Consider the following 16,540-nt stretch of genomic DNA (forward strand, 5'->3'; position numbering starts at 1 on the left):
CTTTAGCAAGAAAAAGATATAGCGGATAGCAGGAAACAGCTTCAAAAATTAATTATTATCGTTTATATTTGCAATTCGATATAAAAAACACTGATTCTATTTAATGTAAAATCAGCAATCTAAAAATCTTAAATAACAATGAAACACACAAAGGTTAAAGACTTATTAAACAGTACGACGACGCTACAGGAAGTGAATGCAAAAGGATGGGTGAGAACTTTTAGAAATAATCAGTTCATCGCGCTTAATGACGGTTCTACAATTAATAATATACAATGTGTTGTTGATTTTGAAAATACTCCGGAAGAAACTCTTAAAAGAATCACGACTGGTGCTTCTGTTTCTGTAATTGGAACTTTGGTTGAAAGTAAAGGTGCGGGTCAGAAATACGAAATTCAGGTTTCTAAATTAGAAATCCTTGGAGATTCTGATGCTGAGAAATTCCCAATGCAGCCTAAAAAACACTCTTTAGAATTTTTACGTGAAAACGCTCACTTACGTGTACGTACAAATGCTTTTGGTGCGATTATGCGTGTGCGTTCGGTATTGTCTTATGCTGTTCACAAATATTTTCAGGATAAAGGTTTCGTTTATGTAAACACGCCAATTATTACTGGAGCTGATGCTGAAGGTGCTGGAGAAATGTTCCAAGTAACTTCTTTACCGCTTGACAATCTTCCAAAAAATGAAGAAGGAAACATTGATTTCAAACAAGATTTCTTCGGGAAACATACTAATTTGACGGTTTCTGGACAATTAGAAGGAGAAACTTTTGCAATGGCTTTAGGTCAGATTTATACTTTTGGACCAACGTTTAGAGCAGAAAACTCAAACACTTCTCGTCACTTGGCAGAATTCTGGATGATCGAGCCAGAAGTTGCTTTCAACGATTTGGACGACAACATGGATTTGGCTGAAGATTTTATTCAGTATGTAATTAAATACGCTTTAGATAATTGTGGAGATGATTTGAAATTCTTAGAAGGAAGACTTCTGGAAGAAGAAAAATCAAAACCACAGGCAGACAGAAGCGAAATGAGCTTGTTAGAAAAACTAAACTTTGTTTTAGAAAACAACTTCAAACGTGTTTCTTATACGGAAGCAATTGACATTTTAAGAGATTCAACTCCAAATAAAAAGAAAAAATTCAGTTACCTAATCAACGAATGGGGAGCAGATTTACAGTCTGAACACGAGCGTTATTTAGTTGAAAAACACTTTAAATGCCCAGTAATTTTATATGATTACCCAGCAAACATTAAAGCATTTTACATGCGTTTGAATGACAACACAGAACCAGGAAGAGAAACCGTTCGTGCAATGGATATCCTTTTCCCTGGAATTGGAGAAATCGTTGGTGGTTCTGAAAGAGAAGAGCGTTACGATGTTCTGGTTCAGAAAATGGAAGCTTTAGGAATTGACAAAGAAGAATTATACTGGTATTTAGACACCAGAAGATTTGGTTCTGCTACACACGCAGGTTTTGGTTTAGGATTTGAGCGTCTAGTATTGTTTGTAACAGGAATGACAAACATTAGAGACGTAATTCCTTTCCCAAGAACTCCGGGAAGTGCAGAATTCTAAGAAATAAGTTTTTGCCACGAAGGCACAAAGGCACTAAGTTTTTGTTTGCTTTACTGGCGAAGTTGGTTGCCACAAAGACGCTAAGTCACGAAGTTTTTATAATTAGATTTAAATAAATAATACCACGAAGACACAAATTCAGAAGTATTACTTATTTGAAAACTTTTCAAAAATATCTTTGCGACTTTGTGCCTTCGTGGCAAACCCATAAAAATATGCTCTCTGAAAGAACAGAAGAAATTGGAAAGATTATTGTAAATGCTGCATTCAAAGTTCATAAACAGCTTGGACCAGGATTATTAGAAAGAGTTTACGAGGTTTGTTTAGCGCATGAAATTGCTAAGACAGGTTTAGATGTAAAACGACAAGTTGAAATTCCGATTGTTTATGATGAAATTGAATTTAGCGAAGGCTTGTGTTTAGATTTACTAGTCGAAGATTCTATAATTATAGAAATTAAAGCAGTAGAACAAGTAAATCCCGTTTGGAATGCACAAATCATAAGTCATTTGAAGCTCTCAAATAAAGATTTAGGTTTTCTAATTAATTTCAATGTTCCTTTGATTAAGAGCGGAATCAAAAGATTCATTAATACAAACAAACTGTATTAATTGTAATAAAAAGTTAGCGCCTTTAAGGCAAAATATAAAATAAAAACTTTGTGCCTTAGCGCCTTAGTGGCTAAAAAAATAGCGCCTTACAATGTTAAAGCAATTTTTAAATTTAAAATTATCTCAAAAATTATCTCCACAGCAAATTCAGCTGATGAAGTTAATTCAATTGCCTACGCAAGCTTTTGAACAACGTTTATTAGAAGAAATGAACGAAAATCCAGCGCTTGAAGCTGGAAAAGAAGACGAATACGAAGCTGATGAATTTGCTAATGACGACTACGACGATTATGATGACAACGAATCAGACAGAATCGAAGCTGACGACATTAACATTGACGAATACTTAAGCGACGATGATACGCCTGATTACAAAACTCAGGTAAACAATTACAGCGAAGACGAAGAACGCGAAACGCCTTTTGCTTCTCCAATTAGTTTTCATCAGGATTTAATTAATCAGCTCAATACTTTTATTCTGAATGACGAAGAGCGTGAAATTGCCGAATTCTTAGTTGGCAGTATTGACGACATGGGATACATTCGCAGAAGCATTCCGGATATTGTAGACGATATGGCTTTTACTCAGGGAATTTATACTGATGAAGCGATGGTCGAAAAAATGCTTCATGTAATTCACGAACTAGAACCTTCTGGAGTTGGAGCGCGTGATTTACAAGAATGTTTATTATTACAATTAAAGCATAAAACACCAACGGAATATGTTGATTTAGCGATTGACATTATCGAAAATCAGTTTGATGCTTTTACGAAAAAACATTACGATAAACTTTTACAGAAATACAGCGTTTCGAACGAACAGCTTAAAAAAGCGATTCACGAAATTGAAAGATTAAACCCAAAACCGGGCGGGTCTTACGCAGGAAACAATAAAGTTACAGAAAACGTAGTTCCGGATTTTGCTATCAGAATTGTTGACGGTGAATTGGAATTAACGCTTAACGGAAGAAATGCTCCTTCCCTGCACGTTTCTAAAGATTATCAGGAAATGATGCAGACTTACAAGGATTCGCGCGATAAATCGACTGCACAGAAAGATGCTGTTCAGTTTATTAAACAGAAACTGGATTCTGCAAAATGGTTTATTGATGCGATTAGACAGCGTCAGGAAACACTTTTTGTGACGATGAATGCGATTATGCATTATCAGGAAGAATATTTCTTAGACGGCGACGAAACCAAACTAAAACCAATGATCTTAAAAGACATTGCGGATATGGTTGGTTTAGATATTTCGACGATTTCTCGTGTTGCCAACAGCAAATATGTTGAAACGCCATACGGAACAAAGCTTATCAAAGAATTCTTTTCTGAAGCAATGAAAAATGATCAGGGAGAAGATGTTTCAACTTTAGAAATCAAAAAAATTCTTAAGAACACAATTGAAGAAGAAGATAAAAGAAAACCACTTCCAGACGATCAATTAGCCGAAATCTTAAAAGAAAAAGGCTATCCAATTGCGAGAAGAACGATTGCAAAATACCGTGAACAATTAGATATTCCGGTAGCGAGAATGAGAAAGAAGATTTAATTTTTCATACAAAATAAAAAACCCGACAGATTTGAAATTTGTCGGGTTTTATTCTTTTATATTTTCAGGTTTATTTATACTCGTCAGGTAAAATCTTTACCGTAAACAAAAACTCTTGTTTTTTGTCACTGTAACTGTAAATCAATGTATAATCATTATCTCTAAAAACCTGTAGTCCCGGATTTGCTTTTGCAGTACTTAACAGACTTTTTCGAATTTCTTCCTGTATTACATTCGTTTCAGCCGTGGCTTTTTCCACATTGGTCAATGTCAAATTATATTGAACAACTCTTTCTTCCGGCAGACTTACATTTTCTAAGCGAATACCTTCCTGAATTTTAAGCGGACAGCTTTTATTGTATTTTTCAACAACTTGAGTTACTTCTGTTTTTACTTCGTTTGATTTTTCAGAAAGAAAAAATTGAAAAAAAACCGCCAGAGCCAGCGCAATTCCAATTACAACTAATAATAAAACATTTTGCTTTTTTTTACTTTGCTTTTCCTGCATTGTTCATTGAAATTTAAATGGATAAAAACTATTTTTCCTGGCTTTTTTTCATGGCATTAAAATACGCTGCACGGCTAAGAGGCTCATATTCTTCTGTTTCGCCCAGCATAACCAGTTTATCATTATCTGTTTTTCTAAAACTGTAATTAGCCAGATTTCCTGTTCTGGTACAAACTGCATGTACTTTGGTAACATATTCGGCAGTTGCCATAAGTGCCGGCATTGGCCCAAAAGGATTTCCTTTAAAGTCCATATCAAGTCCGGCAACAATTACACGAACACCGCGATTAGCAAGATCATTGCAAACCGTTACAATTTCATCATCAAAAAACTGAGCTTCATCAATGCCAACAACATCGCATCCTTGTGCCAAAATAGAAATATTGGCCGCAGCCGGAACTGGCGTAGAACGGATTTCATTAGCATCGTGTGACACGACCATTTCATCATGATAACGGGTATCGATCGCGGGTTTAAAAATTTCGACTCTTTGTTTGGCAAACTGCGCGCGCTTTAATCTGCGGATTAATTCTTCGGTTTTACCCGAAAACATTGATCCACAAATAACTTCAATCCAACCAAATTGTTCTTTGTGATTTACTGTATTTTCGAGAAACATTTTGTATTTTTCTGCCTTTAAAAATGAATAGTTTTTATTACTTTGTACTTGTAATAAATCGACGTAAAAATGTACTGTTTTACATTTTTTCAAAAGTAGAAAATTTTTATCAAACGGGAGATTGGCAAACGCTTATTAACAGAAATTAAAAATATCTTTAAAATATCTTTCGGATTTATTTAAGAATAAAGACATTCAAGCATTAAATACACTAAAATACCTTATTCACTATAATTTCAACAGTTATGAAAAAAAAATTGGAAGCCGATTTAATCAGCATTGCACATCGAATTTTAAAGCTTAAGAACAAATCCGATATCAATCAATTATATCTTGAAACTCAGAAATTATATGAGAAATTAGCGATTTTAAAATTCGTAGATGAAAATTTCAACGAAGTAAAACCAACAATCAGCCACAGCGAAATCACAACAGAAATTGAAACTATTTTTGATAACAAGCCTGTTACCGAAGAAATAGCTCCTGCTGAAACGGTAACCGAAACAGCAATTCCTGTTGAAGAAGTTAAAATTGAAGAAGCACCAGAACCAGCTGCTGTTGTTGAAGAAATAAAAGCCGAAATTCCAGCCGAAGAAACTCCACAGCCAGCAGAGCAGATTATTGAAGAACCAACTGTACCTCAAATTACTGAACCTGAAGTTATTGAAGAAACAGAAAATGCGGCTGAACCTAAAAATAACATCGAAGAACTTTCGTTTACAACTGTAAGTGATTTAAAACCAATTCCTGATTTTAAACCTGCTTTTGAATTAGATCTGGAAGAAATTAAGGAAGAAATCAAAGAAGAACCAAAACCAGAATCACAAGGAACTCCAATTCCTATTACGTTTGAAGATTTCGGAATTAATTATGCCGATGCACAGTTTGTAAAAGTAGACAGTCTTGAATCTGCATCATCTTTAAATAATGATTTAAAAGAGAAAAAAAATATTGAAATTCCTGTTATAGAGACTCCAAAAGAACCAAAATCAGTTTCTTTAAATGATAAATTAGCAAAAGGATTTCATATTGATTTAAACGACCGAATTGCTTTTACAAAGAATCTTTTTGGAAACAGTACCGAAGATTACAGCCGTGTTTTAAATCAGCTTTTAACTTTTGATTCATTCACAGAAGCAAAAGACTTTATCGAAAGCATGGTAAAACCGGACTATAATAACTGGGAAGGAAAAGACGATTATGCAGAACGTTTTCTAGGGATTATCGAGAAGAAATTCTCATAACATTTTCTGTCTCATACATTTCACATTTCACGAATAAAAAAATATGTCAAAATTATATATCGTTCCAACGCCAATTGGCAATCTTGAAGACATGACTTTTAGAGCCATTCGGGTTTTAAAAGAAGTCGATTTAATTTTGGCGGAAGATACACGCACAAGCGGAAAACTCTTAAAGCATTTTGAAATTGGCACACACATGCACAGTCATCATATGCACAACGAGCATAAAACAACCGAGAATTTAATTGCGCGTTTAAAAGCCGGCGAAACCATCGCTTTAATTTCTGATGCAGGAACGCCAGCAATTTCAGATCCTGGATTTTTACTGACCCGTGCCTGCGTTGAAAATAAAATCGAAGTAGAATGTCTTCCGGGCGCAACAGCTTTTGTTCCCGCTCTTGTAAACAGCGGATTACCAAATGATAAATTTGTTTTTGAAGGTTTTCTGCCTGATAAAAAAGGACGTCAGACTCGTTTTTTGGCTTTAGCCGAAGAAACACGAACGATGATTTTATATGTTTCGCCGCATAAATTAGTTAAAACTTTAGCCGAGTTTATTCAGTATTTTGGAGAAGACAGACAAGTTTGTGTTTCTCGCGAATTATCAAAACTACATGAAGAAAATGTTCGCGGCACAGCAAAAGAAGTTTTAGCACATTTTGAAAAAACAGCTCCAAAAGGAGAAATCGTAGTTGTCGTTGCCGGAAAAACAATAGAAAAAGAAGCGAAGAAAAGTAAATATTCGAAAGACGAAGAATAAAATTTTTCGCCACAGATTAAAAGGATTCACACAGATTAAAAATTAGTTCCAAGAATTCAAATTTGTGGAAATTTCTGTAATTGCTCCGCCGGCTCACTATAGCTCGGGTCGTTGCAAAAAAATACACAGATTAGAAAAATCATTTTAATCCTCTTAATCTGTGGCATAAAAAATTAAAAATTACCAAATATAATATCATGAGCATTCAAGCCTTTTTAGAAAAAGTAAAACAAACTCCAACACAAATCACATTTCCTGAAACGATTGCAGTAATCGAAGAGAATTACAACTTTACGCCAACTGCTTTTCAAAACGGAACACAACATAACGCAGCCGGCGAAAATTCTGGTTCTTGCAAATTGTTTTCTTTTGCAAAACTGCAAAATTTAAGCAAAGAAGAAACATTAGCTTGTTTTGGCGCTTTTTATTTTGAAGAAGTTTTAGGCGATCCAAACGGGACCAATCACCAAAACATTAGAAATTTCATCAACTTAGGCTGGGACGGAATTAAGTTTGAAGGAAATGCTTTAGAAGCGAAATAAGCTTTTTGCCACAGATTAAAAAGATTAACACAGATTAAAAGTTGCTACGAATTTCTGCTAATTCAGATTCGTGCTAATTCGTGAAATTTGTGGCAAAAAATACACAGATTAAAAAATCATTTTAATCCTTTTAATCTGTGGCACAAAAAATACACATCAAGATTAAACGATTTTAGATTCCAACAATCTAAAATCTAAAATCAATAATCTACAATAAAAAATGCGCTGGACTTTAAAACCAAAACCTTCTGAAGATAAAATCAAACATTTGGCACAGGCATTAAATGTAGAAGATTTTGTCGCAGCACTTTTAATTCAGCGAGGAATTGAAACTTTTGATGAGGCTAAAAACTTCTTTCGCCCATCTTTAGGACATTTACACGATCCTTATCTAATGAAAGATATGGACAAAGCCGTTGCCCGAATAGAACTGGCAATACAAAATCAGGAAAACATTTTAGTTTTTGGCGATTATGATGTCGACGGAACAACAGCAGTTTCTTTGGTTTCTTCGTATTTAAAATCACATTATCCGCATGTTGCGACTTATATTCCGGATCGTTATGATGAAGGTTACGGAATATCGTATAAAGGAATTGACTACGCTGATGACAACGGAATTTCTTTAATTATTGCTCTTGACTGCGGTATTAAATCAATCGATCATATCGCTTATGCAAAAGCAAAAAACATCGATTTTATTATCTGCGATCACCACAGACCCGGAGAAATTCTTCCGGATGCTGTTGCAATTCTTGATCCAAAAAGAGAAGACTGCTCTTATCCTTATGACGAATTATGCGGTTGCGGCGTTGGTTTCAAACTAATTCAGGCTTTAGGTCAAAACCGAAATGAAACGGTAGAAGATCTTGTTTCTTATCTTGATTTAGCTGCTACTGCGATCGCTGCCGATATCGTACCTATTACAGGAGAAAATCGTGTTCTGGCTTACTTTGGTTTAAAAGTTATTAATAATAATCCCAGACCGGGAATTAAAGCTTTAGTACATCAGGTAAAAAAGAAAACTTTAGATATCAGCGATGTTGTTTTTATTATTTCGCCTAGAATTAATGCTGCCGGAAGAATCAAACATGGCAATCATGCTGTTGAATTATTAACCGAATTCGACTTTGAACAGGCGCAGCAATTTGCATCGGAAATTGAACAATATAATGCCGACCGAAAAGATTTAGATAAAAAAATCACCAAAGAAGCTTTTCAGCAGATTTTGGAAAATAAAGAAGAAGAACGTTTCTCAACGGTGGTTTTTCAGGAAGACTGGCATAAAGGCGTTATAGGAATTGTGGCTTCAAGATTAATTGAAACCTATTATCGTCCTACTTTAGTTTTTACTAAAAGCGGCGATAAGTATGCAGCTTCTGCCCGATCTGTAAAAGGATTTGATGTTTACAATGCACTCGATGCCTGCTCAGAACATTTAGAGCAATTTGGAGGACATATGTATGCCGCAGGAATGACTTTAAAAGCCGAAAATTACGCGCTTTTTAAAGAAGCTTTTGAGAAATGTGTACAAGAAACCATTTTACCCGAAATGCGAATTCCTGAAATTGAAATTGATGCCGAAATTGATTTCACAGACATCACGCCTAAATTAATCCGGATTTTAAAACAATTTGAACCTTTTGGACCGCAGAATATGACTCCGGTTTTTATGACTTCAAATGTAAAAGATACCGGATATGCCAAAACTTTAGGATCTGAAGAAGAACATTTACGACTTTTTGTAAAACAATCTAGCTCCGAAGGAATTGCCGCAATTGGTTTTGGATTAGGAAAAAAATTAAACATAGCACAAAATCAAAATCTGTTTCAACTGGCTTACAGCATTGCTGAAAACGAATGGAACGGAAATATTTCAACACAGCTTATACTCAAAGACATTAGAACAGATGGAAGAGATTAAATCAAACAAACCTGATCCGTATCAGGCGTTGCGTTATAAAGAATTCAACGTATTTTTATTATTGCGTTTTGCAATGGTTTTTGCCTGGTCAATGCAGTTTATTGTAATCGAATGGGAAGTTTACAGCTTAACTAAAAATCCGCTTTCGTTAGGAATTATTGGTTTAATGGAAATTATTCCTGCCGTATCGATGTCTTTATTTGCGGGACATATTGTAGATCAAAGAGAAAAAAAGAGTTTATTGGTAAAATGTATTTTAGGCTTTTCTGTAATTAGTTTTGGGCTTTTCTTATTGACTTGGCCAAAAGTAGTTGGAGGCTGGTCTACACATCTTATTTTATATTCAATTTACGCTTTAGTATTTTTTGGCGGAATCGTACGTTCATTTATGGGGCCGACTATTTTCTCGCTTTTATCGCTAATCATTCCTAAAAAAGTATATCCCAATGCTGCAACCTGGAGCAGTTCTGTCTGGCAGATTGGAGCCGTTATGGGCCCGGCACTTGCAGGTTTCTCGATTAACTGGATTGGCGTTCACTGGTCAATGTGTCTTGTTTTTGGATTTTCAATTCTTTCTTTAATTGCTTTATCACAAATCAGTCAAAAACCAATCATAAATCCAAAGATGGGAGAATCTATGAAAGACAGTCTTATGGAGGGCATAACTTTTGTTTTTAAAAATAAAATTGTTCTCGGAGCACTGTCGCTTGACATGATTGCGGTACTTTTTGGAGGCGCTGTCGCATTACTGCCTGTTTTTGCTCAGGATATCTTAAAAGTAGGTTCAGAAGGTTTTGGCATTTTAAGAGCCGCCCCTGCTGTGGGTGCTTTTATAACCATGCTTGTTTCTGCTTATGTGCCTTTGTATGAAAATGCCGGAAAGAAACTTTTAATAGCCATTTTTGTCTTTGGATTATCGATTATTTTATTTGGACTTTCGACCTACTTCTGGCTTTCGGTTTTCGCCTTATTTTTAAGCGGATTAGCCGATGGAATTTCGGTAGTAATCCGTCAGACCATTTTGCAGTTAAAAACCCCAGATCATATGCGTGGACGCGTTGGGGCTGTAAACTCAATTTTTGTTGGATCTTCAAACGAATTGGGCGCTTTTGAAAGCGGTGCAACTGCCAAATTAATGGGAGCTGTAACATCAGTTGTTTTTGGAGGAAGTGTTACGCTTTTAACTGTAATTTTTACTGCATTAAAATCGCCGACTTTTAGAAATCTGGATTTAAAAAGAGATATGGATGAGCATCATAAATTAGAATAATGAAATCATCTTTAGCCGCTTTATTTTTATTGTTATCCTTTTTCGCAAAAGGACAAGATCTTTATATTAAAACCTACGGAAATAAAAAAGATAAAACGATAATCTTTATTCACGGCGGTCCAAGCGGCAACGCAACTTTGTTTGAAGGAACAACGGCAAAGAATCTCGCTGATCTTGGATTTTATGTAATTGCTTATGACCGAAGAGGTGAAGGAAGATCTGCAGATCCTGATGCAAAATTTACTTATGAAGAAGCATTTCAGGATTTGAATTCGATTTATAAAAAGTACCATTTAAAAAAGGCTATTCTCCTTTGTCATAGTTTTGGTGGTTTAGTCGGAACGCTTTACTGCAATAAATATCCGCAAAATGTGAGTGCTTTAGTTTTAGCCGGCGCTTTGTTTTCGCAGCAGGAAACTTACGATCATATTTTAAACTCCACAAAAAAAGCTCACTATGGAGACTCAAAAACTCTCAATAAAATAGCTTACATAGAAAAACTTGATAAGAATTCTGCTGGATACAGAAAACATTGCTACGATTTGGCAAGTGATGAAAATTATTTTAAAATGCCAAAGCCAACTAAAGCATCAAAAAAGCTATACATTGATTACGAATCAGGAGAATTTTACAAAACCAACATTCGAAATAAAAATGCGCCGTTGCTTTTTTATCAAAATGAAAAGCAAAATAATATTGACAGCAGACCTTTCTTAAAGAATATTAAAACTGCCAGCGTTCCTATTTATGGAATTTACGGCAAAGATGACGGCATTTTTTCATCGGCACAAATAACTTCAATCAAATCAATTGCCGGCGAAAACCATTTTGCTTTTCTGGATAATTGTTCGCATTATTTATTTGTAGATCAGCAGAATGATTTTCTTTCAAACATAAAAAAATGGTTTAAATAAATTATTAAATCATATAAGTAATATGAATTTATTCTAAAATCAGCTTCAGTTTTAAACTGGAGCTTTTTTTATTGCCGATTTTCGACTTTATTTCATTGAGATAATTAAACTTATGTGAACCATTCGCCGAAAAAACATTTTTCAAATTTTTATGATTTTTTTATTTAGAATTAATATAAATAATATTTATATTTGTTGGAATAAAAGGATTTACGATGAGAGAAATAGAACAAATATATCATAACAATTTTGGAATTGCCTTTTACTGGAAACAAAACAGTCAAACACTTCTTGATAAAGTGCAGTTGGTTTTTAAAGAAACCGGTTTTTATTTTACTGTTGAAGAATTGAATCAGTTTTGTGATTTAATTGAAGACAGCATGATTGAAAATACTTGTTGTGAAGCCTGCGAAATGAAATATTCCTGCCATAAATTTTTACTGAAAACACCATGTAATTCAATAGATCTTGCCGTTTCTATGACCGAATTAAAATCGATTAAAGATTTAGTGGAAGGTTCTCTTTTTAAAATTGAGTTAGATGAATATATTTATGGCCCTGGACTGAATTAAGAATTATTCCAAATAAATTAACAACATTTTTTCATTATTGAAATATATTTTGATTGTATTCAAAATAAAGTATATTTACAACAATGAAAAATATCTGCATTGTTTTTACTTTTATTGCGTTTGCAGTTTTATTAACAAGCTGTAATAATAAATCTGATGAATATATTGATCCGCGCGGTACTGACTACGCTGGTTCAGAAAGTTGTATTCAATGTCATCAATCTCAGCATAACGATGCAATCCATACTTCACATTTTAAAGCAACTTCTCCCGGAACAAAAGAGAATATTTTAGGTCATTTTGTTAATGGCAAAAACACTTTTGTTTATTCTAAAAACATTAAACTGGTTATGGAAAATCGAAATGATTCTCTCTATCAGGTTGTTTATAAAGATGGTAAAGAAGTTGAAGCTTACCCTTTCGAAATTCTTTTTGGAACAAAACACGCCCAGACAAGTGCATACTGGAAAAATCATTATACGTATGAACTTCCTATATCCTATTATAAATTAATAAACAGCTGGGGAACAAGTCCGGGCTATTCTGCAACGACACTTAATTTCGAACGAAAAATAGACAAAGAATGTTATGCCTGCCACAGCTCAAATATTGCCAGCCAATATATTACTACCAGCTCTGACAGCCTTAATTTCCTGACGATGGAAATTGAGGATTTCATGAATAAAAATACCCTTGTTTATGGAATTGATTGCGAACGCTGTCATGGTCCGGCAAAAAAACATGTCCAGACGCATTTAAAATTTCCTGATTTAAAACAAGCCCAAAACATTGTTTCCTTTAAAAACCTAACTCGTCAGCAAAGAATTGATGCCTGTGCCTTATGTCATTCAGGAAATGATCAGGTAAAATTAAAATCAAGATTTCAATACAAACCCGGAGAAAGTCTGAATTCTTATTTTAGAAAAAATCTTCAATTAAAAGAAGATCTCAATTTTGATGTACACGGCAACCAGCTTGGATTACTTTCGCAGAGTAAATGTTTTATAAAAAGCGAAAAAATGGATTGTATGTCGTGCCATAATCCACATCAGGATTCTTATAAAAGCATGGTTGTTTATTCTAAAATTTGCGTGAGCTGTCATCAGGAATCAAAACACAAGCCTGAAACCATAAAAAACACATCTAAAACAATTATGGCTAATAATTGTGTTGAATGTCATATGCCGAAACAAGATTCAAAAGCAATCCGCTTTCAGCAGTCAAACACTGCGCCTGTTACGAGTTATTCATTAAGAACACACAAAATTGGAATTTATCCTGTGCCTAAAAAGTAATTAGTTTTCAAACTTTTTAAGTTCGAAGTTTTCTCCGTCAAAAACGCCGTAGGTAAAATAACCAATCCAGTCGCCTAGATTTACATAGTTAGAATTTTCGCCTACAGGAATAATCATAGGCAGATGTCGGTGTCCGAAAATAAAATAGTTATAATGTTTAGTTTCAAGTTTTCGTTTGGCATACAAAACCAGCCATTCATTTTCTTCACCAAGGAATTTAACATCTTCGTCGCCGGAAATCAATTTGTTTTTAACCGATAAGTATTGTGCCAGACTTACACCAACATCTGGGTGAAGCCAGCGGAAAAGCCATTTTGAAAACGGATTTGTAAATACCTTTTTCATTCGTTTATAACCTTTATCTCCAGGACCTTTTCCGTCGCCGTGACCAATTAAAAATGTTTTACCATTAAAAGTAAATTCTTTATTATCGTGATAAACAGGAATATTGAGTTCGGTTTCAAAATAATCATTCATCCAAAGATCATGATTTCCAACAAAAAAATAAATGGGAATACCGCTGTCGCGTATTTCGGCCAGTTTGCCTAAAATACGAACGAATCCTTTTGGCACAACTGTTTTGTATTCAAACCAAAAATCAAATAAATCTCCTAAAAGAAAAATAGCTTCGGCATCTTCTTTAACCTCATCTAACCATGCCACGAATTTTTTTTCGCGGGGCAGACTCAACTCAGGAGTTGGCGCACCAAAATGCTGATCTGACGCAAAATATACTTTTTTCATTTAGATTTTTAGATTTATGTCCTCTGAACAAAGTCGAAGAGTTGGAATTTGGAATTTCTTTTTGGAATTTTAAAGATTATCAGAAGCGTACCATTCTGCAAAAGAAGATTCTGTTTCCTGAAGTTTTAATGAGAAAAGAGAAATTCCTTCTGGAAGTCTTGCAATAATTCTTTCTGCAAAATCTACCACCATATTTTCACTCGTTGGCTGATAATCAACTAAAATCACGTGATGTCCGCGGTTTTTCAATTCATTTGCCAATTCAACATGCGGCGTTGTCTGATTAAAAACAGTTGCATGATCGAATTGATCGACGATTTCTTCTTTTACAATCTTTTTTAGATCAGAAAAGTCAATTACCATTCCGAATTTCACATTCGATCGATCTGTAATTGGCGAACCAATAACTGTTACCGATAATTTATAACTGTGCCCGTGAACGTTTTTACATTTTCCGTCGTAACCGTATAAAGCATGTCCGGTTTCGAAACTAAATTGTTTTGTAATTCTGATATTACTCATCGATTTTTAATTTAAGGATGCAAATTTACAAATTAATAACCGTTTTTATCTCTTTTTTTAGCACTGTTATACATCCAGTAAGCTAAACCTATTAAAACCAGAAAAGGAATAAAAGATCCAATGATAACACCAATTTGATAACTGCTGTCCGGAGCTTCTTTAATTTTTTCTGCCACATCGACTTTTTGAAGTAATGATATGAGTTTCATGTGAAAAATTTTATTTAATTATTATATGTCTTTATCTAAGTTTCGAATTCGGCAAAGATCCATAACCGTCCAGAGTTACAATATGATATTTATTAGCTAAAATTATTTTTTGAACTGCAGTAATGCAGACTTTGTAAAATCTGACAGAACTAGTTTTCCGGTTATGGCGGCACGTTCAAAAAGTAGTGATTCCCATTGCTCAGTTCCTTCCCAGATAACTTTTTTCATTTCTTTTAAAGCTTCGGGATTATAGGAACTTAGTTTTTGAGCAAAATCTGTAACATCAGCTTCGAGATTTTCGCTTGTACTTAAAACTGAATATAATCCTTTTTGAAAAGCCCATTCTGCTGATTTCCATAAATGTGCTGCAAGCGTCATTTCGGTCATAGCGGTTTTACCAATTTTACGCGATACTGCGGGTTCAATAACAAATGGTCCAATTCCTATAGCAAGTTCTGATAATTTTATATCGCATTCCGGAGTTGCAAAAACATAATCGCAGGCCGAAATAATTCCAACTCCGCCTCCAACAGCTTTTCCCTGAACACGACCAATTATGAGTTTATTACAATTTCGCATTGCATTTAATAAATGTGCAAAACCTGAGAAAAACTCAACGCCTTGTTCTTCATTCTCAACCTGCAGAAGTTCATCAAACGAAGCTCCGGAACAAAATGCTTTCGTACCTTCACTTTTTAATATAATTACCGAGACATTTTCATTTCGGCTTAAATCATTAATTTCAGTTGTTAACTTGTTTAACAGTTCGCGTGGAAAAGAATTACTAGCCGGATGACCAAATTGAACGACTGCAATAGTATTTTGAAAAGTGGTTTCTAAAGAACCATTTGTGTTTTCTAAACTCATAAAAATAGATTTAAACGTAAAGTTACGGTTTTGAAAAATAATTCTTTTGAAACTGTAAGAAATTTGTTTTTTGAAAATTAATTGACTTTATTTGCCAGATACTTACGGGGGATTAGCTCATTTGGCTAGAGCGCTACGCTGGCAGCGTAGAGGCGACCGGTTCGAATCCGGTATTCTCCACAATAACTATTTTCAGCTCTTTTATTGACTTAAAAGGGCTTTTTTATGCTCAAAAACGAATAATTTTAAGATAATTTAGCACTGTTTTAGCACTGCTATTTTGAGACTAAAGGAACCCAAAACCTTTATTTACCAAGCTTTTTAATCATAGCCAATTGTCTTTCGGCTGAAATTTTATCTGCTAACTCTTGTGTTTTTTGTTTTTTGCTCGGTTTTTCATTCGGTTTTTCAGGTGTTAGAACCTTATCAAGAACATCTCTGGCGATGTCCACAACATCTTTTTTTTCTCCGTTCTCACGCAACTCTTTAAACATTTCATGGAGTTTTAATTTAGACGGAATAGTGTGAATCTCATACATCAATTCATAAGACATGATAAGAGAATTAAGACTTTGCTTAACAAGAACAATATCATCCAATGTTATTTGAAGACCTACATGTTTTCCAGTATTTATCCCATTCGTAAAATTGTGCTCCAACTCCATTAACTTCTTCTTCGTTATCGATACGTTACTTGTTTCAAATGTTACACTATATAACCTACTTGCAGTGTGTTTAAAGGAAGTTGTAAAAACACTTTCAAATAAATTAATTAATTTTATGGTGGTCATGCTTATATCGTT

At 34.4% G+C, this 16,540-nt stretch carries 18 protein-coding genes and 1 tRNA gene; 12 read left to right on the forward strand and 7 right to left on the reverse strand.

Annotated elements, in window-relative coordinates:
- The first annotated feature begins 138 nt into the window (after positions 1 to 138).
- From asnS to rpoN, 3 genes are all read left to right on the forward strand, one after another.
- A complete protein-coding gene (gene asnS / locus ABD859_RS03390; RefSeq protein ID WP_345140273.1) occupies positions 139 to 1,584 on the forward strand; it encodes an asparagine--tRNA ligase in 1,446 nt (481 codons plus the stop codon).
- 215 nt (positions 1,585 to 1,799) lie between these two features.
- The gene (locus tag ABD859_RS03395) at positions 1,800 to 2,195 is read left to right on the forward strand and encodes a GxxExxY protein (RefSeq protein WP_345140276.1); all 396 of its coding nucleotides are present in this window, start codon (positions 1,800 to 1,802) and stop codon (positions 2,193 to 2,195) included.
- 91 nt (positions 2,196 to 2,286) lie between these two features.
- On the forward strand, positions 2,287 to 3,747 hold the full coding sequence (gene rpoN / locus ABD859_RS03400) for an RNA polymerase factor sigma-54 (RefSeq protein ID WP_345140278.1): 1,461 nt from the start codon (positions 2,287 to 2,289) through the stop codon (positions 3,745 to 3,747).
- Between the two features lie 70 nt (positions 3,748 to 3,817).
- On the opposite strand, the gene ABD859_RS03405 is transcribed toward rpoN, so the two are convergent.
- A complete protein-coding gene (locus ABD859_RS03405) occupies positions 3,818 to 4,255 on the reverse strand; it encodes a hypothetical protein (protein WP_345140281.1) in 438 nt (145 codons plus the stop codon).
- Between the two features lie 28 nt (positions 4,256 to 4,283).
- Entirely contained in the window at positions 4,284 to 4,874 is a 591-nt protein-coding gene (locus tag ABD859_RS03410; protein WP_345143853.1) for a thymidine kinase, read from the reverse strand.
- A gap of 245 nt (positions 4,875 to 5,119) precedes the next feature.
- Between ABD859_RS03410 and ABD859_RS03415 the strand changes: the two genes are divergently transcribed.
- The 8 genes from ABD859_RS03415 (at position 5,120) to ABD859_RS03450 (ending at position 13,395) form a co-directional block, all read left to right on the forward strand.
- Positions 5,120 to 6,118 carry a hypothetical protein gene (locus tag ABD859_RS03415; RefSeq protein WP_345140284.1) on the forward strand — a complete coding sequence of 333 codons (999 nt, stop codon included), beginning with the start codon at positions 5,120 to 5,122 and terminating at the stop codon, positions 6,116 to 6,118.
- 43 nt (positions 6,119 to 6,161) lie between these two features.
- On the forward strand, positions 6,162 to 6,878 hold the full coding sequence (rsmI, locus tag ABD859_RS03420; RefSeq protein ID WP_345140286.1) for a 16S rRNA (cytidine(1402)-2'-O)-methyltransferase: 717 nt from the start codon (positions 6,162 to 6,164) through the stop codon (positions 6,876 to 6,878).
- 197 nt (positions 6,879 to 7,075) lie between these two features.
- A complete protein-coding gene (locus ABD859_RS03425; RefSeq protein ID WP_035681760.1) occupies positions 7,076 to 7,420 on the forward strand; it encodes a HopJ type III effector protein in 345 nt (114 codons plus the stop codon).
- 220 nt (positions 7,421 to 7,640) lie between these two features.
- Positions 7,641 to 9,344: a single-stranded-DNA-specific exonuclease RecJ gene (gene recJ / locus ABD859_RS03430; RefSeq protein WP_345140291.1), complete on the forward strand. Its 1,704-nt coding sequence runs from the start codon at positions 7,641 to 7,643 to the stop codon at positions 9,342 to 9,344.
- On the forward strand, positions 9,331 to 10,614 hold the full coding sequence (locus ABD859_RS03435) for an MFS transporter (RefSeq protein WP_345140293.1): 1,284 nt from the start codon (positions 9,331 to 9,333) through the stop codon (positions 10,612 to 10,614). Before recJ ends, ABD859_RS03435 begins: the two co-directional genes overlap by 14 nt.
- The gene (locus tag ABD859_RS03440) at positions 10,614 to 11,528 is read left to right on the forward strand and encodes an alpha/beta fold hydrolase (protein ID WP_345140297.1); all 915 of its coding nucleotides are present in this window, start codon (positions 10,614 to 10,616) and stop codon (positions 11,526 to 11,528) included. The genes ABD859_RS03435 and ABD859_RS03440 overlap by 1 nt, the downstream gene beginning before the upstream one ends.
- Positions 11,529 to 11,743: 215 nt before the next feature.
- On the forward strand, positions 11,744 to 12,100 hold the full coding sequence (locus tag ABD859_RS03445) for a hypothetical protein (protein ID WP_345140300.1): 357 nt from the start codon (positions 11,744 to 11,746) through the stop codon (positions 12,098 to 12,100).
- A gap of 83 nt (positions 12,101 to 12,183) precedes the next feature.
- Positions 12,184 to 13,395: a cytochrome c3 family protein gene (locus ABD859_RS03450; RefSeq protein WP_345140303.1), complete on the forward strand. Its 1,212-nt coding sequence runs from the start codon at positions 12,184 to 12,186 to the stop codon at positions 13,393 to 13,395.
- Here ABD859_RS03450 and ABD859_RS03455 read toward each other — a convergent pair whose 3' ends face one another.
- From ABD859_RS03455 to ABD859_RS03470, 4 genes are all read right to left on the reverse strand, one after another.
- On the reverse strand, positions 13,396 to 14,139 hold the full coding sequence (locus ABD859_RS03455) for a UDP-2,3-diacylglucosamine diphosphatase (RefSeq protein WP_345140306.1): 744 nt from the start codon (positions 14,137 to 14,139) through the stop codon (positions 13,396 to 13,398). It abuts the gene before it with no gap.
- A 69-nt stretch (positions 14,140 to 14,208) separates the two neighbouring features.
- A complete protein-coding gene (locus ABD859_RS03460) occupies positions 14,209 to 14,661 on the reverse strand; it encodes a 6-pyruvoyl trahydropterin synthase family protein (RefSeq protein WP_345140309.1) in 453 nt (150 codons plus the stop codon).
- Positions 14,662 to 14,693: 32 nt separating this feature from the next.
- A complete protein-coding gene (locus ABD859_RS03465) occupies positions 14,694 to 14,870 on the reverse strand; it encodes a hypothetical protein (protein ID WP_345140311.1) in 177 nt (58 codons plus the stop codon).
- A gap of 102 nt (positions 14,871 to 14,972) precedes the next feature.
- Positions 14,973 to 15,737, reverse strand: a complete 765-nt coding sequence (locus ABD859_RS03470; RefSeq protein ID WP_345140314.1) for an enoyl-CoA hydratase/isomerase family protein — start codon at positions 15,735 to 15,737, stop codon at positions 14,973 to 14,975.
- 106 nt (positions 15,738 to 15,843) lie between these two features.
- Here ABD859_RS03470 and ABD859_RS03475 point away from each other — a divergent pair.
- Positions 15,844 to 15,917: transfer RNA gene (locus tag ABD859_RS03475), tRNA-Ala, on the forward strand.
- Positions 15,918 to 16,042: 125 nt separating this feature from the next.
- Here ABD859_RS03475 and ABD859_RS03480 read toward each other — a convergent pair.
- Entirely contained in the window at positions 16,043 to 16,528 is a 486-nt protein-coding gene (locus ABD859_RS03480) for a hypothetical protein (RefSeq protein WP_345140316.1), read from the reverse strand.
- Positions 16,529 to 16,540: the final 12 nt, after the last annotated feature.

Origin of the sequence: Flavobacterium ginsengiterrae, assembly GCF_039539785.1 — a bacterium.
Classification (GTDB): domain Bacteria; phylum Bacteroidota; class Bacteroidia; order Flavobacteriales; family Flavobacteriaceae; genus Flavobacterium; species Flavobacterium ginsengiterrae.